Raw genomic sequence first — 22373 nt, 5'->3', positions numbered from 1 at the left:
GCCGGAAGGCGGCCGGGGGCGGCTGGGAAAGGGGCGCTCAGGGGCGTGGCGCCGTCTGCACGGTGAGGGGTTCCTGGGTGGCGACGTCACCGGGGCCACGGCGGGTGAAGCGCATGGCCACACAGGCACCCGCGTACAGCAACGCCACCACCAGCAGCAGCGCCTGATAGCCCGTGAGCAGGGCCAGATACTCGAGGGTACCGCCGAACAGGGAGCCCAGCAGGTTGGCGCCGAACGCCGACGTGGGGTCGGCGGCCGCCGCCAGCCGGTCGGAGAAGATGAGGTTGGCGCAGAAGATGGGGGCGAAGGCCAGCGCGATCGCGGCGGCCAGCCGGGGGGCGAAGGGCAGCCCCAGCACCACATCGGACGGGACCAGCCAGGCGACGGCGAGGCTGGCGAACAGCATCAGTCGCAGCACCAGCTGATTGACCCGGCGCAGCCTGCGCCGGACCTCCACCGCGCACAGCACCGCGAGCAGCACCCCCGCGAAGACCATCGCGTTGACCAGCCAGGTGGTGCCGAAGTAGAGGGCGAACCCGATCACGTTCTTGGTCTCCAGCAGCATGAACGCCGCGCCGAGCAGGAACATGTCCACGTAGCGGGCGGTGCGCCTCAGCCGGACCCCGGTCAGCCGTACCGACACCAGCGTCACCAGCAGGATCGCGCCCAGGACCCCGATGTAGAGGGTGGGGATGGTGCGGTGCAGCAGATACGGGAAGGGGTGGTCGTCACCGGCGGCCGGGGGCACCGGGCCGGAGGGGCGCCACGCGGAGGCGGTGCAGGACTGGTCGCCGGAGGTGACACCGGCCACCAGGATGGCCGCCTTCTTGCCTCCGTAGTGGGTGATGCAGGGAGCGTGCCCGAAGACGGAGGTGAGCGAGGAGCCGAACCGGTCGATGAGCCAGTTCTGCCGGTAGTAGTTGTACATGGCGAACGCACCGCCGGGGGCGAGGTGGCGGTGTGCCGCCTCGAACGCCTGCCGGGTGAACAGATAGCTCTCCAGGCGCAGGTTGCTCGCGCCCGACACCAGGGTCAGGGAGTCCGGCAGGGCGAGGACGACCAGGTCGTAGCGGGTCTTGGTGCGCTCCAGGAAGGCCCGGCCGTCGTTGATGTGCACGTGCACCCGGGGGTTGTCGTAGGGCCGGGCCGGGTGCAGTGACGCGCCGATCTCCTGCAGTCGGGGGTCGATCTCCACCGCGTCCACCCGCTGGGCGCCGTGGGCGAGCGCCATCGCCACGTCGTTGCCGTTGCCCGCCCCGATGACGAGCACCCGGCGGTGGGAGTTGCGCGGGGTCTCGCGGTAGGGCTGCTCGTACGGGGAGTCGGGGCGTCCGAGCACCTTCAGCGGGGCGATGGACTGGTGCGGTACGCCATTGGCGGAGATCTTGTAGTCCCGGCTGCCGGAGGTCGGCCTGGTGACCTCGATCTTGTAGTACGGGGACCAGGAGATGCCGCTGGCCGCCGTCTCCAGCGCCAGGATGGCCACCATCAGCGCGAGCGGCACCGAATATCTGATGGTGTTGCGGAGGCCGCCGAGGGTCAGCAGCGCCGCCGCGGCGATCACTCCCCACACCACCGATGGTGCGCGCAGCCAGGACAGCAGCGCGAAGGACACCGAGCCGGTGAGCGAGCCCAGCAGGTCGAAGCGGTACGCCTCGAGCGACGGCAGCCGACGGAACTGATCGGCCGTCATCTTCCCGATGGCCATCATGATCAGCGCGGTGAGCCCGAAGAGCACCGGCAGGGTCACCCACTGGGGCAGACCGGTCGTCTTCACGGCGGTGAAGTAGATGACCTCGCCGCTGGTCTGCCGCACCTGCACGGGGAACTCGCGCACCAGGACGACGAGAACGGCGAGCGGGACGGGCGCCCAGCGGGTCAGCCACTGCCCACGGTCGGCGGGCAGCAGGAATCCCAGGCCGATCCCGAGGAACGAGCCCAAGAGGATGAAGTTCGAGAAATAGCTCAGATGGACGATATTGGCGCCGGTCCACCGGATCAGCGCCAGCTCGACGAAGAGCATGGTGGCGCTGGCCAGCAGCAGCCTCGCGCGCACGTTTTGCGGTCCTGGGCTGTGCTCCATGTCGGCCACGCTGTCATCCGGGGCGGGGCAGGTCGAGCACCCACCCGGCCCGTGCCGTCGGCCGGATGGCGGGCGTCCGGCGCCTCGGAAGGTGGCTCCGGACGCCCGCCTTCCGTCCGTGCGTTGCCCCGCGACCCCGCCATTGCCGCGACCGTCGGCGCAGGTCAGCGGCGTGGCTTGGGGTGCGGTGCGACGGCCGTACGGGGTGGGGTGGTCACGTCGCGGCAGGTGTCCCGGGTCCGCTCCCCCGGCCACCGCCGTACGGCGTTCGGGTCATGGCCCGGCCGGTGTCCGTCACCTGCCCGGGCCAACGGCGGACGCCCGCGCGGAGGAGGCTGACCCGGATGGCGGAGCGGGGTGGCGACGTACGCGCCCGGCGAGGACCACCGCCGCGGCCACGGTGCCGGCGAGCACCGCCCAGGAGACGATGTCGCCCGTGCGGGAGTACGGGGTGCGCGAGCCGTGGATGGGAATGTCGGCGTACCAGACGCCCGCGTCGGCCGTGGTGTCCTGCGTGGACAGCAGCCGTCCGGTGGCGTCGTAGGCGCTGGACTGGCCGTTGAAGTCCTGCCGGACCAGCGCGTAGCCGTTCTCGATCGCGCGCAGCCCGGCCATGGCGGTGTGGGTGCGCCCCATCTCGGGCCAGTCGCCGCCGGGGACGAAGACGATGTCGGCGTCGATGTGATTGCCCGCCGGGAAGTCGGCGTCGTAGCAGATGACGTTCGCCAGCCGGCCGTACGGGGTGTCGACGACGGGCACGTGGCCGTCGCCGGGTGTGTAGATCTCGAGCCCGGGGATGGGCCGGGCCTTCTGGTAGTCCCACAGCTTCCTGCCGTCGGGGCCGAAGAGATGGGTCTCGTCCCTGCCGTGGGGCGCGTCCGGCAGATAGGTCAGGTCGGCCACCAGGAGATAGACGTTGTGCGCGTCCGCTGTCGCCGATGCCTGCCGCAGATACGCGCGGTGGTCCTCGTCGGCCACCCGCGCGGCGTTCTCCGACCAGACGACGATCCGCGCTCCGGCCGCAGCCGCCCGGGCGGTCTGGCGGAAGAGGTCGTTCAGGAGCGGTCGCATGGCCCGGCGCACATCGGCCCGGTCGACGCGGCGCGGGTCGGTGACGGCGAGCCGGGAGGCGCCGTGCACCGCCGTCTCGGCGTCGATGGCCGCGTGGCTCGGATTGACGCCGGCCACTTTGACGGTGTCGCCGCCCGTGTCCGTGGACATCGTGCGGAGCTGTCCACCGACGACGATCAGCGCGACGGCCGTGGCGTAGACGGCGGCCCAGCGCGGCGCGGGCCGGTGCGGCCCGCGCTCCCAGACCAGATTGCCGATCGTCGCTCCCGCGCCGATGACGAAGGCGATGACGTACGGCCCGGTCAGCGCGGTGATCTGCAGCAGCGCGGTGCTCGCGTGCTGGGACGCGGCCCGCATGCCGTACGCGGTGCCGAACGGGCCGTACGTGCCGAGGAGGAATTCCACGGACATGGCGGCTGCGGGGAACAGCAGCACCCGGCCGAGGGTGCCGGCGCGCGGGCCGAGCAGCCGGTCGGCCACATACGGCAGACCGTAGGCCACTCCGAAGGCCACATCGCCCAGCAAGGTGAGCCAGGTGATGGGTACGGCGAGTTCGGCCATCCACACCGCGGCCGACGCCACCGTGACGGCGAACACCGCGGGCAGGGCCACGAGCGGGCGGGTGTGGCGCAGGAAGCGGAGGAGTAACAGCGGCGCCACCCATGCGGCCAGGGGCACGTCGAACCGGCCGCCGACGGACAGCAAGGACGCCGCGGCGCCGCCCCACAGGCACAGCCAGGGGCGTTGGGCGGGCGGGGCGAGTCGTTCGGTCATCGGGCACTCCTGTGCGCGGGCCGCGTCCCCACGGACCGGCCCGCATCGATGTGTACGATGTCCACATTGAAGGATGGAGGTGTGGACACTGTCAACATCCACTGGCTCGGGATACCACCACGGGGATCTGCGAGCGGCCCTGCTGGACTCCGCTCTGGCGCTCCTCAACAGCGAGGGCCCGGGCGAGCTGTCGCTGCGGGCGGTCGCCCGGCACGCCGGGGTCTCCCCGAACGCCCCCTACCGCCACTACCGCGACAAGGAGGCGCTGCTCGCCGCCCTCGCCACCCGGGGCTTCACGGAGCTGGGCGAACGCCTCGCCGCGGTCGCCCCCGGGGAGGAGCCCGGCGCCGAGGTCATCGCCATGGCGTGCGCGGCGGTCGACTACGCGCTGGACCACCCCGGGGTGTACCGCCTGATGTTCGGGCAGGCGTGCAGCAGCCACCCCGACACCATCGCCGCCTCCGACGCCGCGATCGCCATCGTGGCGGAGCGCATCGCGGCCGTCGCGGAACCGGAACGGCGCGAGCCGCTGCGGATCGGGATCTGGGCCCTCGCCCACGGGCTGAGCACACTGCTGCTGGACGAACGGCTCGGCACACCGACGCGTGCCGAGGCCGACGCCCTGGTGGAGACGGTCGTACGCACCATGCTGGGCGCCGGCCCCGAACGGCCGGACGGGGGATCCGCGGCCCGGTGAACACCGCGCCGCTGAGCGCCGCGCTGTTCACCGCACCGCTCAGCGGGCGTTCCGCCGGGTCAGCTCCCCCCGGTGGCGTAGAACGGCTTGCACACGGTGCCCACGTAGTCCGTGGCGATCTCCAGCACTCGGCTGCCGTCCGCCGAGGGCAGCAGCGCCGAGCTGTAGTTGGGGCACCAGTCGACCACCTGGGAATCCACCCGCACCGGCGCCGGGATCGAACGCCAGGCTCCGGTGCCGCCATTGCTGTTGGTCCAGACGGTGGCACCGCTGCCGGTGGCGGTGGTGCCGTCGGCGTTGTTCAGGACCTGGCCGACGAGGAACAGCTTGCCCCGGGGATTTCCCGGCTCAGGGGCCCAGGCGAGATTCGGCGTGTGGGTGAAGTACTTCCCGTCGGCGGTCTCGGGACGGTAGCCGAGGTGAGCGGGGTCGCCCCAGTCCCAGCCGTTCCACGAGGTCCGGTAGTGGACCACGCATGAGTACTGCCCCTGGGCGGCGCAGATCTCGTACGCCATGAAGTACTGGCCGTCGGGCAGTTTGCGCACGATGGGCATTCCGGGCCGGTCGGAGGCGAGGTTGCTGGCCACGGTGGCGTGGTGGCCCGTCCAGGTGATCCCGTTGGCGCTTCGGGCGGCGACCAGCTTCTGGCTGTGCGCGGGATCGGTCTCGTCCGAGTAGTGGGCCACCAGCCGTCCGCCGGAGTCGATGGAGAACTCCGGCTCCCACAGTCCCTTGGTGTTCGGGGCGGTGGCCACGGTGGACAGATAGGACCAGGTGCGGCCCTGGTCGTTGCTGCGGAAGACCCGGATGGCCATCCGGCGATCCGGCTCGTCCTGGCCGATGGAGGCCGCCCACAGCAGGGTCCCCGCGGGCATGGCGCCGACGGCCCGCGGCAGTTCGTACAGGGTGGCGCAGCATTCGCCCTGTCCACCGGACGCCTCGGGGTCGGCCACCTCGCCCACCTGCCGGAAGGTGGCGCCGTCGTCGGTGCTCTCGTAGATGGCACCGAGCCCGTCCGAGCCGCGGAAGGTGACCACCGAAGCGAGGACGCGGCCGTTGGCGGCGCCGTTGTGCTGGAGGCGCAGGGCGCGGGGGTAGAGGCCGGTGCCGTCGCGCAGCAGGGTCCCGGAGGCGGCCGCGGCCGGGGGTGCCTGGACGGTCAGGAGCGAGCCCAGGACGGCCAGGAGGGTCAGCAGGGTGGGCAGGAGGTGTCTTCGGTACGGCGTGGTCATGCACGCTCCCTCGGGAGGAGTGGTGAAGGGGGAGAGGGGCCCGGGCCCTGCGTGGCGCAACGCTAGAGAGAATTTCCAACGTTGTAAATCCCTTGCGCGGGCTTCCTCCGCGAGGGTCGGGGCGGTGCGCCTCCGCCCCGTCACGCACGGCGCGACGGGGCGGTCGGGGCGGTGCGGTCAGTGTTCCTGGGCGGTGGGGCGCACCATGATCTCGTTGATGGCGGCGTGCGCGGGCTGGGTGACCATGAAGGCGATCGCACGGGCGATGTCCTCGGGGTGCAGCCAGGACTCGCGCGGCATGCCGCGCCCGGCGGCGGCGATCGCGCTGTCGGCCGTCAGCTCCGTGGCGACCATGCCCGGCTCGATCAGCCCCACCCGGACACCGCGGGCGGTCACCTCCTGGCGCATGGCCTCGCTCATGGCGCCCACCGCGTGTTTGGTGGCCGAGTAGACGCCGTTGCCGGGACGTGCCAGCCGGCCGGCCACCGAGCTGACGTTCACCACGTCCGCCACCCCGCGCGGGCCGTCGGACGCCGTCCGCAGCAGATGCGGCAGCGCCTGCTGGGAGGTGTGCAGCACGGTCCTGACGTTGAGGTCGAGCATCCGCTCCCAGCCCTCGGGGTCGCTCTCCTCGACCTTGCCGGGCACCACGGAGCCGGCGTTGTTCACCAGCACATCGAGCCGTCCGCACTGCTCGACGGCGTCCTCGACACACCGGCGGGCCTGCGCCGTGTCCCGCAGATCGGCGGTGAGGACGGCACCGGAGCGGCCCTCCTTCCGCACGGTGGCGGCCAGGTCCTCCAGCCGTTCGGTACGGCGGGCCACCAGTGCGAGATCGGCGCCCTGCCGGGCCAGCGCCACGGCGGTGGCCGCTCCGATGCCGCTGGACGCGCCGGTCACCAGCGCCACGCAGCCCGACAGCGGGCCGTAGGAGGGCGCGGCCTCTCCGGCGTGCCGGTCGTTCCCGGTGTTCATATCCGTCACCCTGGCTCCCTGGTCTTACGGGGATGGGAAGGCCACGGGGTTGGCGTGGATCGGGTACCCCGGCGGAGGCCGTCCATCGCCCCCGTTCCTCCTTCTCTGCGGACTTCTACGCGGACTTCTCAGCGGAAGGCGCCGCTGTAGGCGTTGAGCGCGGGCTGGCCGCCGAGGTGGGCGTAGAGCACGTTGGAGTCCTTGGGTATGTCGCCGTCGCGGACGAGGTCGATGAGCCCGGCCATGGACTTGCCCTCGTAGACCGGGTCGAGGATCACCCCTTCGAGGCTTCCGGTGAGCCGGATCGCCTCGAGGGTGGAGTCGACCGGGACGCCGTAGAGGTTCCCGGCCCAGCCCTCCAGCACGGTGATCTCCTCATCGCGCAGCTCCCGGCCGAGGCCGATCAGCCCGGCGGTCTCGCGTGCGATCTTCTCCACCTGGGCACGGGTCTCGGCGGGCTTGGCGGAGGCGTCGATGCCCAGGACCCGGCGGGGGCGGTCCTGGCCCGCGAAGCCCGCGATCATGCCCGCCTGGGTGGAGCCGGTGACGCTGCACACCACGATGGTGTCGAAGAAGACCCCCAGCTCCCGCTCCTGTTCCCGGACCTCCCGCGCCCAGTTGGCGAAGCCCAGACCGCCCAGCGGATGGTCGGAGGCCCCGGCGGGGATCGGATACGGCGTGCCGCCCGCGGCACGGACGTCCTCCAGGGCCCGGGTCCAGCTGTCCTTGAAGCCGATGCCGAATCCGGCGTCGACCAGCTTCACCCGCGCGCCCATGATCCGGGAGAGCAGGATGTTGCCCACCTTGTCGTTGACCGAGTCGGGCCAGTCCACCCAGCTCTCCTGCACCAGGACGGCCCGCAGCCCCAGCCTCGCCGCCACCGCGGCGACCTGGCGGGTGTGGTTGGACTGCACACCGCCGATGCTCACCAGGGTGTCAGCGCCCTTCCGGAGCGCGTCGGGGACGAGGTACTCCAGCTTGCGGGTCTTGTTGCCGCCGAAGGCCAGTCCGCTGTTGCAGTCCTCGCGCTTGGCCCAGACGCGCGCCCCGCCGAGACGCTCGCTCAGCCGGTCCAGCGGGTGGATCGGGCTGGGGCCGAACAGCAGGGGGTGGCGCTCGAAGTCATCGAGGGACATGGGTGGCTCCTTGTGGGTGGTGCCGGATGTCCGGCGATCCCTACCCCGCCCCTCCGCCTCGGCACACGATTCGCTCTCCACCGCCGCGTCGGCACACGAGCCGAGCCCTCCCCGGCCCCCGTCAGTACCCGACCGGCGTATGCCAGTAGGCCGTTGGGGTCCCGCTGCTGTCCAGCCTGAGCACCCCGCCGCCGGGTCGCGGCGACTATCTGTGCCTGAGCCCTCGTACCGCCGAGACGGCGCTCGACCGCCGAGTCCACCCCGTCCGCCCCACTCGCCCAGGGAGCCGAGACCATGCCCCAGTACTTCCGCGACTCGCCCGAGTCTCTCGTTCCCGACGCGCTCGCGGGCTTCGCCGCCGCCCATGCCGATCTCGTCGCCTACAACCCCGACCACGGATACTTCCGCACCCGCCACACCGCACCCACCCGCCGCGTCGGGCTGGTCTCGGGCGGCGGCTCCGGCCATGAACCGCTGCACTCCGGCTTCCTCGGTACGGGGATGCTGGACGCCGCCTGCCCCGGCCGGATCTTCGCCTCGCCCCACAACCGGCAGATCTTCGAGGCCAGCCGGGCCGTCGCCCGGGCCGACGGGGTGCTGCACATCGTCAAGAACTACACCGGCGACCGCATCAACTTCGGCATCGCCGCCGAGCGCCTCGCCCATGAGGGCATCCGCTGCACCCGTCTCCTCATCGACGACGACCTCGCCACCGACTCCGACGACATCGCGGTCGGCCGCCGCGGCACCGGTGCCACCCTGATCGTCGAGAAGATCCTCGGCGCCGCCGCCGACGAGGGGCGCGGTCTTGAGGACCTGGTGGCGCTCGGCACCGATGTGACCCGGCGGGCCCGCAGCCTCGCCGTCGCCGCGGCCGCCCACACCACGCCCCAGTCCGGGACACCGGCCTTCACCCTGCCCGACAACGTCCTGGAGTTCGGGGTCGGCATCCACGGCGAGCGGGCCGAGGGAACCACCCCGCACGCCCCGCTCGGCAAGCTGGTCGAGACCATGACCGACCAGTTGCTGGCCGCGCTGCCCGACAGCGCCGGGACACGGGTTCTCGCCCTGGTCAACGGGCTGGGCTCGATCACCTCGCTGGAGCTGTACGGCATCCGCCACGCGGTCGCCAAGGCCCTGGACGACCGCGGTGTCGGCCTCGACCGGTCCCTGACCGGCACCTTCGTGAGCGCCCTGGACATGCGGGGCTTCTCGCTGACCCTGTTCGCCACCGACGCGGAGGCGCTGCGGCTGTGGGACGCCCCCGCCCGCACCCCCGCCTGGCCCCTGTGATCCGTCCGGCCCCCGTGACCCCGCCACCGCCCCGAGGAGTTGCCCCGCTCATGCCCGACCAGCCCGGCCCCAAGGGCCTCACCCACACCGCCGTCATGGACTGGATGACACGGTTCGCCGCCACCGTACGCTCCGTGGAGCCCGAGCTCACCGCGCTCGACCAGAAGGCGGGCGACGGGGACTTCGGCGCCAATCTGGTCACCGGGATGGACGGTGTCCGCCGCGCGCTGGACGCCCTGGCGGCGGGCGCGGGGAACGGCGAGCGGGACCGGCGGGGCCCGGACGCGCCGCTGGACGCCGCCGCGCGGGTCTTCCTCGACGACGTGGGCGGCACCAGCGGTCCCCTGTTCGGGCTGCTCTTCCAGGAGCTCGCGGACGCGCTGGGGATGGCGGCCGACCCACCCGGAACCGCGGCGCTGGCCCTCGGCACCGCCGCCGGCGCGGCCGCGATCCAGCGGGTCGGCGAGGCCGAGGTGGGCGACAAGACGATGGTGGACGCCCTCGTCCCCGCCGCGCGGGCCCTCGCCTCCTGCGAACCCACCGCCGACCCCGCGCACGCGCTCCATGTGGCCGCGGTGGCGGCCCACCGGGGCGCCCGCTCCACGACCGATCTACGCGCCCGCCGCGGGCGCGCCAGCTACACCGGCGACCACTCGCGCGGCGTCCCCGACCCGGGCGCCCTGGCCGTCGCCCTGCTGTTCGCCTCCGCACACGCCGAGCTCACCTCGCTCGGCCGGCTCCCCGTGTCCTGAGGAGGAAGACCGAGGCCGGCAGGGGATCCCCGGGACATGCCGCCCGCCGGTGAACGCCGCGGCCGGGCCGCACGTACTGGGATGCGAGTCCTGGGCCGCATGAGAGGAGCAGAGCGGGGCAGACGACCAGGATTCGACTGTCGGCTCGATCAAAGGTGTCCGGGAGAATCTGTGCAGCAGGAGACCGCCGCCCGTGTGACCGCACCACCGACCGCGCCACGGCCGCGCGATGGCGGCGCGTCCAGAGGCCGGACGCGCGACCCGTACTTCGACAACGCGAAGTACCTCACCATCGTGCTGGTGGCGTGCGGCCACGCATGGGAGCCGCTCACCTACGGCAGCCGGGCGGCCACCGCGATCTACCTGACGGTGTACGCGTTCCACATGCCCGCGTTCGCCCTCATATCGGGCTACTTCTCGCGGAGTTTCGACATGGCGCCGGGGCGGGTGAAGCGGCTGCTCACGGGCGTCGTCGTGCCGTACCTGGTCTTCGAGGTGGCGTACACGCTCTTCTACCGCTGGGCGCAGGACGATCCGGGCTATCCGATCAGCCTGCTCGACCCCTGGTATGTGATGTGGTTCCTGGCCGCGCTGTTCATCTGGCGGGTCACCACCCCGCTGTGGCTCGCGTTGCGCCATCCGGTGCCGGTCGCGCTGGCGGTCGCCGCGCTGGCCTCGATCTCACCGGAGGCCGGCGGGGATCTCGGTCTCCAGCGGGTGCTGGCGTTCCTCCCGTTCTTCGTGGTCGGGCTCACCCTGCGCCCGGACCACTTCACCCGGCTGAGGACCCGGCGGGCCCGGCTGGTCGCCCTTCCGGTGGCGGCCTTCGCCCTGTGCACGGCGTACGCGGTGGCGCCCTGGATGGACGCGGAGTGGTTCTACCACCGCAAGAGCGTCGCCAAGCTGGACGGCGTACCGTCCTGGGCCGGTCTGCTCACCACTCCCGCCCTCTTCGGTCTGGCGCTGGTGCTGACGGCCTGCTTCCTGGCCTGGGTGCCGGGGCGCCGGACCTGGTTCACCGCGCTCGGCTCGGGCACGCTGTACGGCTATCTGCTGCACGGCTTCATCATCAAGTCGTCCCGGTTCTGGGACTGGTACGACCATCCGTGGCTGCACACCCCGCTCGGGGAGCTCACCGTCACGGCGGCCGCGGTGCTCATGATCACCGCACTGTGCACGGAACCGGTGCGACGGGTCCTGCGCGCTCTGGTGGAGCCACGCATGGACTGGGCGTTCCGGCGCACCGGTTCGTCAGCCGGTTCCTGAGGGCGGCGGGGCGCTTCCTGAGTTCGGCGGGACGCTTCCCCGTCGGCGGCCGGAACTCCCCGTCAGCGGCGGCGGACCTTCACGGTGTTGTCGACGCGGGTGGCCGGCTTTCCTTCGGGGTCGGTCATCTTCTCCTCGTGGGCCTCGCTGACCAGGACGTCCCACTCCCCCTCCGCGAGGTCGAGCCCGGCGAGCACCTCCTCGGGGGTGGGGAAGTGGATGTCCGGATCGGGGTCCTTCGCCCAGGACGGGAATCCGGCGTGTCCGGTGATCAGCAGCACGCCGCCCGGTGCGACGGCGTCCGCGGCGCTGCGCAGGATCCGCTCCCGGGGCAGCTCGAGCCAGGAGTGGAGGAAGTAGGTGGAGACCAGGTCGAAGGTGCCGGCCGGGAAGGACTCGGACAGGTCGTGCGGCTGCCATTCGATGCGGTCGCCGACACCTTCCGACGCCGCGTGTCCGGCGCCGCGGTCCAAGGCCACCCGGGAGACGTCGACGGCGGTGACCCGCCAGCCCTGCCGGGCGAGCCAGATGGCGTCGGCGCCCTCGCCGCAGCCCAGATCCAGTGCGTGGCCGGGGGCCAGCCCGGTGACCTCGCGCACCAGGGCGGCGTTGGGCCTGCCGCTCCAGACGCGGTCCTCGGCGCTGTAGAAGGTGTCCCAGAACTCCCCGTGCGTGGTGTCGGGCGAGATGTCATGCGGCTTGGTGGTCATGTCGGATGCGCTCCCTTCGTCGGGTCAAGAGAGTGCGTCCGGCCGTGGCCACTTGACAAACTTCTTTGCCGGGGTGGCAAATGAAGATATGGCTGACGAAGACCTCACCGAGGTGCTGACCGCCGTAGGACCCCGGCTGCGCGCGCTGCGGCGCACCCGTGGCACCACCCTCTCCCAGCTCAGCGAGACGACGGGCATCTCGCTGAGCACCCTGTCGCGGCTGGAGTCGGGGCAGCGCAAGCCGACTCTGGAGCTGCTGCTGCCGCTGGCCAAGGCGTACGGAGTGCAGCTGGACGAGCTGGTGGGGGCGCCGGCCACCGGGGATCCCCGCGTCCATCCACGGCCGTTCTCCCGGCACGGCCAGACGTTCGTCCCGCTGACCCGCTATCTGGGCGGGCTGCACGCGTACAAGCAGATCATGCCGCCCCGGTCGCAGGGCAGGGGAGATGAACCGCTGGAGCAGCGGGTGCACGAGGGCTATGAGTGGCTCTATGTGCTCTCCGGGCGGCTACGGCTGGCGCTGGGTGAGCACGATCTGGTGCTCACGGCCGGTGAGGCCGCCGAATTCGACACCCGCACCCCCCATGGCTTCGCCAACGCCGGGGACCAGCCGGTGGAGTTCCTTTCCCTGTTCGGGGCGCAGGGCGAGCGCATCCATGTCCGCGCCCGCCCCGCCGGTACCTGACCCGCCCCCGTCGCACCCGGGGCGTTCACCCCGAGGGCTCGTCCGGGACGGGCTGCTCGGGGTGCACACTCCCGGTCTGCGGCCTCCCCTCCCGTCCGGTGCCGGACTCATCCGTCTCGGGGAGGTCGTCCACATCGTCCGGCTCATGGCCGGCGCCCGGCACATCCAGGTGGTCGGGCCCGTCCTGCGCCTGCTGGTCGGGGAGGTCCCTGGGGATCCCGCCCCGCTCCTCGCGCTCCTCCGGTCGCCGGTCGTCGCTCACGATGCCGCTCCTTTCGTCGATGGAGGGGGCACAGCAGAGGCGATTACCCACGAGCTCGGGGCGGATGCACGGCCGGCCGGTCCGATGCGGCCATCCGTGCGCGCGGCCGGTTACTCCCCGCGCTCCAGCACATACAGCTGGGGCAGGTTGACCACGACGGCCTCCTGGGTGCTGCGGGCGATGACCACCACCGCCTCGTCGTCGGGGTCCGGGTTCTCCTCCCGGTGCGGCACATAGGGCGGTACGAAGATGTAGTCGCCCGGCCGGGTGCGCAGCCTGACCTCCTCGACGTGTCCGTCCCGCTCCTCGGCGAAGACGAACTCGGGGTGGCCCCGCACCACGAAGATGGCCGTCTCGGACTCGCCGTGGTGGTGGTTGGCGGAGGCGGTGTCCGGCGCCACATGGGTCTGGCCCATCCAGAGCCGCTCGGACCCCACCGACTGGCCGCTGATCGCGGCGAACCGCCGCATGCCCTCGGTCTGGGCGGTGCCGGGGTCGACGTCCTCGGTGCGGATGTGGTGCAGACGCGACCGCAACGGACCGTCGGGGGCGGTGGCGTTCAGATGCGGATGGAACGCGTCGTGCTGCTGCGCGGGGTCGCCGCCGGGCGTCGTCATGCCACTGACCGTAGAAAGCCCCGGCAATGGATGTCAACAGATGTCCTTTCGCTCACCAGGCACAACACCGTGAAATCCACGCTGCATAATGGCCGTATGCAGATCTCGGCGAAGGCGGACTACGCGGTCCGGGCGCTGGCGGAGCTGGCCGCGGACACCGGCAGGCCGCTCACGTGTGAGGCGATAGCGACCTCCCAGGACATCCCCTTCCGGTTCCTCAAGGCGGTCTTCCGCGATCTGCGCCAGGCCGGTCTGGTGCGCAGCCAGCGCGGCTGCGAGGGTGGCTACTGGCTCGCCCGCGACCCCGCCGAGACCAGCCTCGCGGACATCGTGCTGGCGGTGGACGGGGCGTTCCTGACGCTGCGCGGGGAGCGGCTGGACGACCTCGGCTACCGCGGTCCGGCGGCCGGACTGCCCGGGGTGTGGCGCGGGATGGAGGCGCATGTGCGCCAGGTGCTGACCTCCACCGCCCTGAGCGATCTGGTCCGCGAACGGCTGGCCGCATGACGTCCGTACGCCCTGACCGCCTCCGGCACCCCGGGGCGGACGGCGACGGGGCCGTCGAGATCGTGGAGTACACCGATCCGGCCTGCCCGTGGGCGTGGGGCTCCGAGCCCGCGTTCCGGCTGCTGCGGGCGCTCACCGCGGGGCGGGCCCGCTGGCGCCGGGTGTTCGGCATCCTCTTCGACGAGGACGACGACCCGGCACCGGATCCGGCCGCCGAGACCGCCTGGTACGGCCGCTACATCGCCGATATCGCCCGCCATACCCGGGCGCCCTACGCCCACCGGCTGCACTGGGTGGCGGCCACCAGCCGGCCCGCCTCGCTCGCCGCGAAGGCGGCCGAGCGACAGGGCGCGACGGCCGCGGAGCGGGTGCTGCGGCGGCTGCGCGAGACCACGTTCGTGCTGGGCACTCCGGCCGATACGGCGGAGCGGGTGCGAAGCGCCCTGACCGGCCTGGACGGTGTCGATGTGGGGCGGCTGGAAGCCGAGCTGGGCGATCCGGAGGTGGTGGCGGCCGTCCGGCGGGACCACGCCGAGGCCCGCGACCCCATCCCGGAGGCGCATGCCTTCCACGCCTCGGGGCCGCATGGCACAGGGGTGAAGGAAACCGACGACGGGGTGCGCTACGCGCTGCCCACGCTGGTGTTCTCCGGCCCCGGCGGACGCGTGGCCGCGCCGGGGTGGCGGAGCGTGCCCGAGTACCTGGCGGCGCTGCGCACGGTGGCTCCCCGTCAGCTCTGGGAGGCGGCACCGATCGGCCCCGGGGAGGCCCTGGCGAAGTACCGCAGCCTGACCGGGCCCGATCTGTCCCTGCTGACCGGCGGAACCACTCCCCCGCCCGCGGCCGTACGGGTCGACACGGCGGGCGGACCGCTGTGGCTGCACCCGGGCGAGGCGGCCACCCATCCGGCGCTCATCGCCACCGCGGAGTCGAAAATCCCCAGGTCGTAGCCGTCTTGGCGAATGAGACACCGAAAGGTGTCCATTGACTTCACCGGTCCCCGCCCCTCACCATGGGGACATGCTGACGACGCACCCCGGTGTGGTGTGCCGATACGTGGACTTCCGGCGCACCGCCAGCGCCATCTGTCGCTGATCGCCCCTTTCCCGTTCCGCGATCCGCGATCCGCCACGGTCCGCCGCGTCCCGAGCGCCTTGTGTCGCTCGTCCCCCCCCTGGTTTTCCTCGTTTCCTCCCGGGCCCACCGCTTCCGGCCTTCCCGACCGCTGCCCGTCCGCGTGCCCTCGCTGGCGGGTGCGGCCGTGCACGGCCGTAAATCCGCCTGCGGCCGGGGGGAGTTGACACCACGAAAGGCGACGTCCAGCCATGACTCCCGCCACCCCGCCACCTCCCGTCCGCCGTCCGCCCGATCCGCCACCGGGCCCCGCTCCGACCCCCGCACCGGACCGGCGCTCCATGCTCGGGCTGGCCCTGGGGGCGGGTGGCTCCCTGCTGCTGGCCGCCTGCGGCGGGGTGGCGACCACCGGCGCGGGCGGCGGGGGCGAGACCCTGCGCTGGGGCTGGGACCTGCCCTCCACCTGGGACCCGGTGTTCTCCTCCAAGGGCTGGGACGTCCATCTGCTGTCGCTCGTCTACTCCGGGCTCACCCAACTCGATGCCGAGGGCGGCGCCAAACCCGCGCTCGCCTCCTCCTGGCGCTACTCCCACGACGGCCGGCGGCTCACCTTCACCCTCCGCCGGGGACTGCGGTTCTCCGACGGCACACCGGTGAACGCCGAGGCCGTCAGGAAGAGCCTCGAACGCGGTAAGAGCCACCCCAAGTCCCTGATCGCCTCCCAGCTGACCACCATCGACACGGTGCGGGCCACCGACCCGCACACCGTGGTCCTCGAACTCACCGAGGCCGACTACCAGTTGCCCGCGCTGCTGGCCGGGAAGACCGGCATGGTGGTCAGCCCCAGCGCGTTCGGGAAGGACGAGGCCCGGCTGGCCACCAGACCGGTCGGCCACGGCCCGTTCCGGCTGGTGTCGTACACCCAGAACTCCATGGCGAGCCTGCGCCGCGACCCCGGCTACTGGAACGCCGAGCACATCGCCGTCGAGCGCTTCGAGGCGTTTCCCAAGCCCGATGAGACCACGGCGCTCGCCGCGCTCCAGTCCGGGCGGCTCAATGTGGCCCAGATCCCGTTCAGCCAGGTCGAGGCGGCGCGTGAGGCCGGGTTCACGGTGCAGCTCATTCCGTCGATGGTGGTGCGCGTCCTGGATGTGAACACCTCCATGAAGCCCTTCGACGACCCGGCCGTCCTCAAGGCCCTGAAGTACGCCGTGGACCGCCAAGCCCTGCTGGACAGCGAGCAGTTCGGCCATGGCGAGGTGGATCACCAGCCCTTCCCGCCCGGCTACACCGGCTTCGACCCGTCGCTCGGCGCGGTGTACCGGCACGATCCGGAGCGGGCGCGCGCACTGCTGAAGGAGGCCGGGTATCACGGCGGTGTCGAGGTGACCATCACCACCGCGCAGCCGCAGGGCGCGCCCGAGCAGTTGCAGGCGCAGCTGAACCGGGTCGGGTTCCGGGCCCGGATCGAGGTCATCCCCGAGGCGCGGGCGTCGCAGGTGGTGTACGTCCAGCACTCGCGCGCCCTGTACATCGACCAGTTCGCCGGGCGGGAGTCCCCGGTGCAGGCGATGCAGGTGCTCTTCGGCGCGGAGGGGCTGATGAACCCCTCCCGCCGTACCACGCCCGAACTGGACGCGGCCGTGGCCGCGGTGCGCCGCACGCCGCTGGAGTCGCCGCGCTATCCGGAGGTGCTGCGGGCGGCCACCGCGGTGGCGGTGCGCACGATGCCGAACGTGTTCCTCTACACGGTGCCGCGCGCCCTCGCCCGTACGTCCTCCGTCTCCGCCATCCCCTCGCTGCCGGTGGTGCAGCGGTTCGAGGGGGTGACGGCCGGATGACCGCGCTCGCCGCACACCTCGCGCGTACGCGAGGCAAGGCCGTACGCCCGGCTCGTCTCCCGCGCTCGCTCGGCCGGGTCCTCGCCACGGCGGGCACGGTGTTCCTGCTGTCCTCCGCGCTGACCTTCGGTCTCGGCGCGCTCTCCGGGGCCAATCCGGCGGCGGCCGTGCTCGGCGAGACGGCGACGCCCGCCGACATCGCCCGGATGAACCATCAGTTCGGCCTCGACCGGCCGCTGTGGGAGCAGTATGTGTCCTGGCTGGGGCATGCCTTCACCGGCGACCTGGGCCGCTCGTGGTTCACCACGGTCCCGGTGGCGACGAGCATCCGGCAGGCCATTCCGGTGGATCTGTCCATCGCCGGGCTCGCGCTGCTGATGGCCGTGGTGCTGGGCGGGGCCGCCGGTGTCGCCGCCGCGCTCAGGGCGGGCGGACGGCTGGACCGCGCCGTGACCGCGCTCTGCGCGCTGCTCGGCACCCTGCCCGGTTTCGTCGTGGCCATCGCGCTGGTCACGGTGTTCTCGCTGAAGCTGGGGTGGCTGCCGTCCGGTGGCTATGTGCCGCTGGACATGGACCCCGCGCAGTGGCTGCGGTACACCGTGCTGCCCGCGTTCGCGCTGAGCCTGGAGGCAGCGGCCGCCATCGCCCGTCAGCTGCGCACCTCGCTGGTGGGGACGTTGCGGGAGAACTATGTGACGGGCGCGGTGATGCGCGGACTGCCCGCCCGGCGGGTGGTGTTCGGCCACGCCCTGCGCAACGCCGCGGGACCCGCGCTGACGGCGCTCGGAATGAGCGTGCCGATGCTGCTCGGCGGTGCGGTGGTCACCCAGCAGATCTTCGCGCTGCCCGGGCTCGCCCAGCTCACCCTGCAGTCGGCCGAGCAGCACGACATCCCGGTGATCCAAGGGACGCTGCTGGTGACCATCGCGGTGGTGCTGGTGGTCAATGTGGCCGTCAACGCGGCGCTGCTCGCGCTGAATCCGGCCGCCCGGCGCCGGGAGGTGACGCGCCGATGAGGACGTTGCGACGGGCGTGGCGGCCGGCCTCCGCGAAGGTGGCGCTGCTGGTGCTGCTGGCCATCGCGCTGCTGGCGGTGTTCGGCGGCTGGCTCGCGCCCCATGACCCGCTGGCCCAGAACCCCCGGAACATGCTGCGCGGGCCAGGCCCCGGCCATCTTCTGGGCACCGACTACCTGGGCCGCGATGTGCTCAGCCGGCTGCTGGAGGGCAGTGGCCGCTCGGTGGCGGGCGCCGTGGAGGCGGTGGCCGCCGCGATGGCGGTCGGGGTGCCGACCGGGCTGGCCTCGCTGTGGATGGGGCGAGTGGGCGAGTGGCTCGCGCAGCGCGCCGTCGACGCGCTGATGACGCTGCCGTTCACCGTGTTCGCCATCGCGGTGGTGGGCGCGCTGGGCAACGGGATGCACCAGGCCATGCTGGCGCTCGGGGTGCTCTACGCCCCGCTGTTCTTCCGGATGACCCGCGCCGCCGGCTTGAGTCTGCGGCACGCCCAGTACGTGGAGTCGGCCGAGCTGTTCGGCGCCTCGGTGGGGCGGGTGCTGCGCACCCACATCTGGAGCAAGGTCCTGCCCACGGTCATCGTCACGGCCGCCCACGCGCTGGCCACCTGTCTGCTGGTGGTCTCCTCGCTGACCTTCCTCGGGGTCGGTGTGCAACCGCCCGCCGCCACCTGGGGAGGCATGCTCGCCACCGATCTTGGCTTCCTCACCCAGCAGATCTGGGCGCCGGTGTTCCCGGCCGCGCTGATCGTCCTCACCGCCGGTGCGCTCAATCTGCTGGCCGACGCCGTACGGGACGCCGGGGCGGGCGAGTTGCTGCCCGGCGGCGCTCCGGACCCGGCCACCGGCTCCCCCGCCGCCACCGCCGAATCCCCCGACACCACCAAGGAGCGGGCCGATGCCACACTCCCCGTCGTCTGACCGCGCCACGCCCGGCGCGCCCACCGGCCCGTCAGCCGCACTGTCGGTCCAGGGGCTCGGCGTCACCGTCTCGTCCGGGCGGCTGACGGCCGTACGCGATGTGTCCTTCACCGTGGGACGCGGTGAGGCCGTCGGCCTGGTCGGCGAGTCCGGCAGCGGCAAGACCCTCATCTGCCGGTCGGTGCTCGGACTCCTGCCCGCCGGCTGTGCGGTGTCCGAGGGCGAGATCGCGCTGGCCGGTGAGGCGCTGACCGGGCTGTCCCGCCGGGAGTGGGACCGCGTACGGGGCACCCGGGTGGGCGCCGTCTTCCAGGACCCCGCCTCGTATCTCAACCCCTCGCTGACCGTGGGGCGTCAGCTGACCGAGGTGCTGCGGGTGAAGCTCGGGCTGGACCGGGCACGGGCCGATGCGCGGGCCGTCGAGCTGTTCGACGCGGTCGGGCTGCACGACCCCGCCGAGGTGGCCCGGCGCCATCCGCACGAGCTGTCCGGCGGAATGCTCCAGCGTGTGCTGATCGCCGTGGCGGTGGCCTGCGCACCGGATCTGCTGGTGGCCGACGAGGCCACCACCGCGCTGGATGTGGTGGTCCAGGCCGAGGTCCTGGAGCTGCTGGCCCGGATGCGCGCCGAGCAGGATCTGGCGCTGCTGCTGGTCAGCCACGACCTGGCGGTGATCGCCGAGGTGTGCGACCGCGTTCTGGTGGCCTACGCCGGGGAGTTGGTCGAGGACGGCCCGGCCGAGCGGGTGCTGAACGACCCGCTGCATCCGTACACCGAGGCGCTGTTGCGCGTGGCCACGGTCGGCGACTGGGAGCGGCGCGAGCTGGAGGTGATCCCCGGCGCGCCGCCCGAGGTGGGCGCGCGGCTGCCGGGCTGCCGGTTCGCCGACCGCTGCGCGTTCGCCGCATCCGAGTGCCTCAGCGGTCCGGTGCCGCTGCGGGAGACCGCGGACGGGCGGCGGGTGCGGTGTGTCCGCGTCGAGGAGCTCGATCTGTCGCGGGCCGGTGGGCGCTCCATCCGGGAGGTGGCGGTATGAGCGAGCTGCTGGAGCTCTCCGGGCTGACCGTGGCCTTCGGCCGGCGGGGTGCGCGGCCGGTGCTGGACGGGGTTGAGCTGTCCGTGGGCGAGGGGGAGATCGTCGGGGTCATCGGGGAGACCGGATCCGGCAAGACCACACTGGCCCGTACGGCCGTGGGGCTCGTCCCTCCGCGCTCGGGGCGGGTGGTCTTCGACGGGCGCGAGATCTCCGGGCTGCGGGGGCGCGCGCTGCGCGCGTTCCGCCGTTCGGGGCAGCTGAGTTACGCGTTCCAGGATCCGCTGCGGGCGCTGGACCCGGAGCTGACGGTCCGGCGGGCCGTGGCCGAACCGCTCGCCGTGGCGGGGGACCTCGGCGACACGGACATCGCCGCCCGCGTGGCCGAGGCGCTGGAGACGGTGGGCCTGGACGCGGCGCGGCTCGGCGATCGGCTGCCGGGCGCGATCTCGGGTGGTCAGCGCCAGCGGGTGCTGCTCGCGCGGGCGATCGTCACCCGGCCCCGGCTGCTGATCGCCGATGAGCCGGTGAGCGCCCTGGACGCCTCCAACCGCAACCGGGTGCTGCGGCTGCTGGACCGGCTGCGCACCGAGCGCGGAATGGCCGTCGTGGTCATCTCGCACGACCTCAGCTCACTGGCGGGCATCGCCGACCGGGTGGCGGTGCTCTACCGCGGCCGGGTGGTGGAACACGGCCCCGTACGGGAGGTGTTCGGCCGACCCCTGCATCCGTACACCGCGCTGCTCATCGCCTCAGCTCCGAGCGTACGCGCCGAGGGCGGGCCGGGCGCGGCGGCGCTGCGCCCGTCGGCCGAACCGCCCGTCTGGGCGGCGCGGGAGGGCTGTGTCTTCGCCCACCGCTGCCCGTTCGTCACCGACGCCTGCCGCACCGCGCCCGTACCCGCCCCGGTGGGCCGGGGCCGCACGGCGGCCTGCCACCGGGCGCCCGAGTGGCACGAGCTGATCGCCGCCCCGGTCACCGCGCAGGGGCCGCCGGGAACCGGGCGGCTGGAGACGGCCCCGTAAAGATCTCCTAAATCACTCTGAACACAACGCGCGCGCCGCCCGTATCCACTGCCGGGTCGTGCTCGTCGTGGATGAGCGGATCCCGTAACCCCCCAACAGGAGGTCATGAGTTGAGCCATAAACGGGTACCCAAGCGAAAGATCGTGTTCGCGGGGGCCGGGGCCGCCGCCGTGGCGGCAGCCGCGATCATCCTGCCCAACGCCAACGCCTCACAGGACGACAAGACCGAGGCGGCGCAGCCCAAGAAAGTGGACGCCGCGTCGGCGGCGGACATCGCCGCGGAGCTCGCCTCGCAGCTGGGCGAGGCGTTCGGCGGGGCCTACTACGACAAGGACAAGCAGCAGGTCATCGTCAATGTCGTCGGCGACAACAACAATGTGAACGTCCAGGTCAAGAGCGCCGGGGCGGTGGCCAGAGAGGTCGACAACAGCACCAAGGCGCTGCAGACCGCCGCGAAGACCCTCAAGACCAAGGCGACCATCCCGGGCACCTCCTGGTCGGTGGACCCCAAGACCAATGAGCTGCGGGTCACCGCTGACTCCACGGTCACCGGGGCGAAGTGGGACACCCTCGAGTCCACCGTGAAGTCGCTGGGCGACGGCATGGCCACCCTGAAGAAGTCCACGGGCGAGTTCAAGCCCTTCGTCGCGGGCGGCGACGCCATCTTCGGCGGCGGTGCGCGCTGCTCGCTCGGTTTCAACGTCACCACGGACAGCGGCGCCCCGGCGTTCCTCACCGCCGGTCACTGCGGCGTCGCCGCCGAGCAGTGGTCGGACTCGCAGAACGGCGCGGCGATCGGCACCGTGCAGGACGCCACCTTCCCCGGTGACGGGGACTTCGCGCTGGTCACCTACGACGACGCCAACACCGAGGCCCCCAGCACGGTGAACACCGGCGACCAGACCGTGGACATCGTCGGGGCGGGCGAGGCCACGGTGGGCCAGCAGGTGCAGCGCATGGGCAGCACCACCGGGCTCAACGACGGCTCGGTCACCGGTCTCGACGCGACGGTCAACTACCCCGAGGGCACGGTCAGCGGGCTCATCCAGACCGATGTCTGCGCGGAGCCCGGCGACAGCGGCGGCCCGCTGTTCAGCGCGGACGGCCAGGCCATCGGCCTGACCTCCGGCGGCAGCGGTGACTGCACCTCCGGCGGTGAGACCTTCTTCCAGCCGGTGACGACCGCGCTGGAGGCGGTCGGTGCGAAGATCGGCGACGGCGGTGCGGCCGGAGGCGGCGGCGCGGCGGACGACGGTGGCGCGGCGGACGGCGGCGCCGCTGACGGCTCCGGGGCCGCCGGGGACGGCGCGGGCGCGGACGGCGCCGGTGGGGCAGCCGACAACGGCTGATCCCACGCGACCGGGTGTCCCGCGCCGTCACCGCGGGACACCCCGCGAGCCGTCA

General features: G+C 72.6%; 21 protein-coding genes. 13 read left to right on the top strand and 8 right to left on the bottom strand.

Translation table 11 applies throughout. From position 1 onward, the window contains the following. Positions 1-37: 37 nt before the first annotated feature. Entirely contained in the window at positions 38-2056 is a 2019-nt protein-coding gene (locus ACMTAK_RS48760) for a spermine/spermidine synthase domain-containing protein (protein WP_413812144.1), read from the bottom strand. Positions 2057-2377: 321 nt separating this feature from the next. After that, positions 2378-3928 (bottom strand): nitrilase-related carbon-nitrogen hydrolase, encoded by a 1551-nt coding sequence (locus tag ACMTAK_RS48755; RefSeq protein ID WP_413812143.1) that lies wholly within the window; start codon positions 3926-3928, stop codon positions 2378-2380. 79 nt (positions 3929-4007) lie between these two features. Here ACMTAK_RS48755 and ACMTAK_RS48750 point away from each other — a divergent pair, with 79 nt between their 5' ends. Further along, on the top strand, positions 4008-4625 hold the full coding sequence (locus tag ACMTAK_RS48750; RefSeq protein WP_413812142.1) for a TetR/AcrR family transcriptional regulator: 618 nt from the start codon (positions 4008-4010) through the stop codon (positions 4623-4625). 59 nt (positions 4626-4684) lie between these two features. Here the strand turns inward: ACMTAK_RS48750 and ACMTAK_RS48745 are convergent, their stop codons facing one another. The 3 genes from ACMTAK_RS48745 to ACMTAK_RS48735 all read right to left on the bottom strand — a co-directional run bounded on the left by ACMTAK_RS48745 (position 4685) and on the right by ACMTAK_RS48735 (position 7968). Then, positions 4685-5857, bottom strand: a complete 1173-nt coding sequence (locus ACMTAK_RS48745; protein WP_413812141.1) for a sialidase family protein — start codon at positions 5855-5857, stop codon at positions 4685-4687. Between the two features lie 177 nt (positions 5858-6034). Next, positions 6035-6832, bottom strand: coding sequence for an SDR family oxidoreductase (locus tag ACMTAK_RS48740; RefSeq protein WP_413813222.1), 798 nt, complete (start codon positions 6830-6832; stop codon positions 6035-6037). A 128-nt stretch (positions 6833-6960) separates the two neighbouring features. Then, the gene (locus ACMTAK_RS48735; RefSeq protein WP_413812140.1) at positions 6961-7968 is read right to left on the bottom strand and encodes a 1-aminocyclopropane-1-carboxylate deaminase; all 1008 of its coding nucleotides are present in this window, start codon (positions 7966-7968) and stop codon (positions 6961-6963) included. A gap of 294 nt (positions 7969-8262) precedes the next feature. Here ACMTAK_RS48735 and ACMTAK_RS48730 point away from each other — a divergent pair, with 294 nt between their 5' ends. The 3 genes from ACMTAK_RS48730 (at position 8263) to ACMTAK_RS48720 (ending at position 11279) form a co-directional block, all read left to right on the top strand. Further along, positions 8263-9261 carry a dihydroxyacetone kinase subunit DhaK gene (locus ACMTAK_RS48730; RefSeq protein WP_413812139.1) on the top strand — a complete coding sequence of 333 codons (999 nt, stop codon included), beginning with the start codon at positions 8263-8265 and terminating at the stop codon, positions 9259-9261. 50 nt (positions 9262-9311) lie between these two features. After that, complete coding sequence (locus tag ACMTAK_RS48725) at positions 9312-10013, top strand: DAK2 domain-containing protein (protein ID WP_413812138.1); 702 nt, start codon at positions 9312-9314, stop codon at positions 10011-10013. A 171-nt stretch (positions 10014-10184) separates the two neighbouring features. Continuing rightward, the gene (locus ACMTAK_RS48720) at positions 10185-11279 is read left to right on the top strand and encodes an acyltransferase family protein (RefSeq protein ID WP_413812137.1); all 1095 of its coding nucleotides are present in this window, start codon (positions 10185-10187) and stop codon (positions 11277-11279) included. A gap of 62 nt (positions 11280-11341) precedes the next feature. Here ACMTAK_RS48720 and ACMTAK_RS48715 read toward each other — a convergent pair whose 3' ends face one another. Continuing rightward, positions 11342-11989 (bottom strand): class I SAM-dependent methyltransferase, encoded by a 648-nt coding sequence (locus ACMTAK_RS48715; protein WP_413812136.1) that lies wholly within the window; start codon positions 11987-11989, stop codon positions 11342-11344. Positions 11990-12077: 88 nt separating this feature from the next. Between ACMTAK_RS48715 and ACMTAK_RS48710 the strand changes: the two genes are divergently transcribed. Next, complete coding sequence (locus ACMTAK_RS48710; protein WP_413812135.1) at positions 12078-12674, top strand: helix-turn-helix domain-containing protein; 597 nt, start codon at positions 12078-12080, stop codon at positions 12672-12674. 25 nt (positions 12675-12699) lie between these two features. Here the strand turns inward: ACMTAK_RS48710 and ACMTAK_RS48705 are convergent, their stop codons facing one another. After that, positions 12700-12936, bottom strand: a complete 237-nt coding sequence (locus ACMTAK_RS48705; protein ID WP_413812134.1) for a hypothetical protein — start codon at positions 12934-12936, stop codon at positions 12700-12702. Between the two features lie 110 nt (positions 12937-13046). After that, complete coding sequence (locus ACMTAK_RS48700) at positions 13047-13553, bottom strand: cupin domain-containing protein (protein ID WP_413812133.1); 507 nt, start codon at positions 13551-13553, stop codon at positions 13047-13049. Between the two features lie 96 nt (positions 13554-13649). On the opposite strand from ACMTAK_RS48700, the gene ACMTAK_RS48695 reads away from it, so the two are divergent. From ACMTAK_RS48695 to ACMTAK_RS48660, 8 genes are all read left to right on the top strand, one after another. Then, positions 13650-14060: an RrF2 family transcriptional regulator gene (locus tag ACMTAK_RS48695; RefSeq protein WP_413812132.1), complete on the top strand. Its 411-nt coding sequence runs from the start codon at positions 13650-13652 to the stop codon at positions 14058-14060. After that, entirely contained in the window at positions 14057-15010 is a 954-nt protein-coding gene (locus ACMTAK_RS48690) for a DsbA family oxidoreductase (RefSeq protein WP_413812131.1), read from the top strand. The genes ACMTAK_RS48695 and ACMTAK_RS48690 overlap by 4 nt, the downstream gene beginning before the upstream one ends. A 375-nt stretch (positions 15011-15385) precedes the next feature. Then, entirely contained in the window at positions 15386-16975 is a 1590-nt protein-coding gene (locus ACMTAK_RS48685; protein ID WP_413812130.1) for an ABC transporter substrate-binding protein, read from the top strand. Beyond that, positions 16972-17991 (top strand): ABC transporter permease, encoded by a 1020-nt coding sequence (locus ACMTAK_RS48680; RefSeq protein WP_413812129.1) that lies wholly within the window; start codon positions 16972-16974, stop codon positions 17989-17991. Before ACMTAK_RS48685 ends, ACMTAK_RS48680 begins: the two co-directional genes overlap by 4 nt. Further along, positions 17988-18911 (top strand): ABC transporter permease, encoded by a 924-nt coding sequence (locus ACMTAK_RS48675; RefSeq protein WP_413812128.1) that lies wholly within the window; start codon positions 17988-17990, stop codon positions 18909-18911. Before ACMTAK_RS48680 ends, ACMTAK_RS48675 begins: the two co-directional genes overlap by 4 nt. Next, positions 18889-19947, top strand: coding sequence for an ABC transporter ATP-binding protein (locus ACMTAK_RS48670; RefSeq protein WP_413812127.1), 1059 nt, complete (start codon positions 18889-18891; stop codon positions 19945-19947). The genes ACMTAK_RS48675 and ACMTAK_RS48670 overlap by 23 nt, the downstream gene beginning before the upstream one ends. Further along, positions 19944-20969, top strand: coding sequence for an ABC transporter ATP-binding protein (locus ACMTAK_RS48665; protein ID WP_413812126.1), 1026 nt, complete (start codon positions 19944-19946; stop codon positions 20967-20969). The genes ACMTAK_RS48670 and ACMTAK_RS48665 overlap by 4 nt, the downstream gene beginning before the upstream one ends. Before the next feature lie 110 nt (positions 20970-21079). Beyond that, positions 21080-22318, top strand: a complete 1239-nt coding sequence (locus tag ACMTAK_RS48660) for a S1 family peptidase (protein WP_413812125.1) — start codon at positions 21080-21082, stop codon at positions 22316-22318. Positions 22319-22373 lie beyond the last annotated feature (55 nt).

This window comes from Streptomyces lacaronensis, assembly GCF_047337785.1.
GTDB lineage: Bacteria > Actinomycetota > Actinomycetes > Streptomycetales > Streptomycetaceae > Streptomyces > Streptomyces lycopersici.
Note: the sequence above shows the minus strand (reverse complement) of the source record. Positions and strands in the feature narration are given on the sequence as shown.

Bases quoted from the DNA above. Each gene is read 5' to 3' on its own strand.
- ACMTAK_RS48755 (WP_413812143.1), bottom strand. From the start codon at position 3,928: ATGACCGAACGACTCGCCCCGCCCGCCCAACGCCCCTGGCTGTGCCTG.
- ACMTAK_RS48745 (WP_413812141.1), bottom strand. From the start codon at position 5,857: ATGACCACGCCGTACCGAAGACACCTCCTGCCCACCCTGCTGACCCTC.
- ACMTAK_RS48740 (WP_413813222.1), bottom strand. From the start codon at position 6,832: ATGAACACCGGGAACGACCGGCACGCCGGAGAGGCCGCGCCCTCCTAC.
- ACMTAK_RS48735 (WP_413812140.1), bottom strand. From the start codon at position 7,968: ATGTCCCTCGATGACTTCGAGCGCCACCCCCTGCTGTTCGGCCCCAGC.
- ACMTAK_RS48730 (WP_413812139.1), top strand. From the start codon at position 8,263: ATGCCCCAGTACTTCCGCGACTCGCCCGAGTCTCTCGTTCCCGACGCG.
- ACMTAK_RS48725 (WP_413812138.1), top strand. From the start codon at position 9,312: ATGCCCGACCAGCCCGGCCCCAAGGGCCTCACCCACACCGCCGTCATG.
- ACMTAK_RS48715 (WP_413812136.1), bottom strand. From the start codon at position 11,989: ATGACCACCAAGCCGCATGACATCTCGCCCGACACCACGCACGGGGAG.
- ACMTAK_RS48710 (WP_413812135.1), top strand. From the start codon at position 12,078: ATGGCTGACGAAGACCTCACCGAGGTGCTGACCGCCGTAGGACCCCGG.
- ACMTAK_RS48700 (WP_413812133.1), bottom strand. From the start codon at position 13,553: ATGACGACGCCCGGCGGCGACCCCGCGCAGCAGCACGACGCGTTCCAT.
- ACMTAK_RS48695 (WP_413812132.1), top strand. From the start codon at position 13,650: ATGCAGATCTCGGCGAAGGCGGACTACGCGGTCCGGGCGCTGGCGGAG.
- ACMTAK_RS48690 (WP_413812131.1), top strand. From the start codon at position 14,057: ATGACGTCCGTACGCCCTGACCGCCTCCGGCACCCCGGGGCGGACGGC.
- ACMTAK_RS48685 (WP_413812130.1), top strand. From the start codon at position 15,386: ATGACTCCCGCCACCCCGCCACCTCCCGTCCGCCGTCCGCCCGATCCG.
- ACMTAK_RS48680 (WP_413812129.1), top strand. From the start codon at position 16,972: ATGACCGCGCTCGCCGCACACCTCGCGCGTACGCGAGGCAAGGCCGTA.
- ACMTAK_RS48675 (WP_413812128.1), top strand. From the start codon at position 17,988: ATGAGGACGTTGCGACGGGCGTGGCGGCCGGCCTCCGCGAAGGTGGCG.
- ACMTAK_RS48670 (WP_413812127.1), top strand. From the start codon at position 18,889: ATGCCACACTCCCCGTCGTCTGACCGCGCCACGCCCGGCGCGCCCACC.
- ACMTAK_RS48665 (WP_413812126.1), top strand. From the start codon at position 19,944: ATGAGCGAGCTGCTGGAGCTCTCCGGGCTGACCGTGGCCTTCGGCCGG.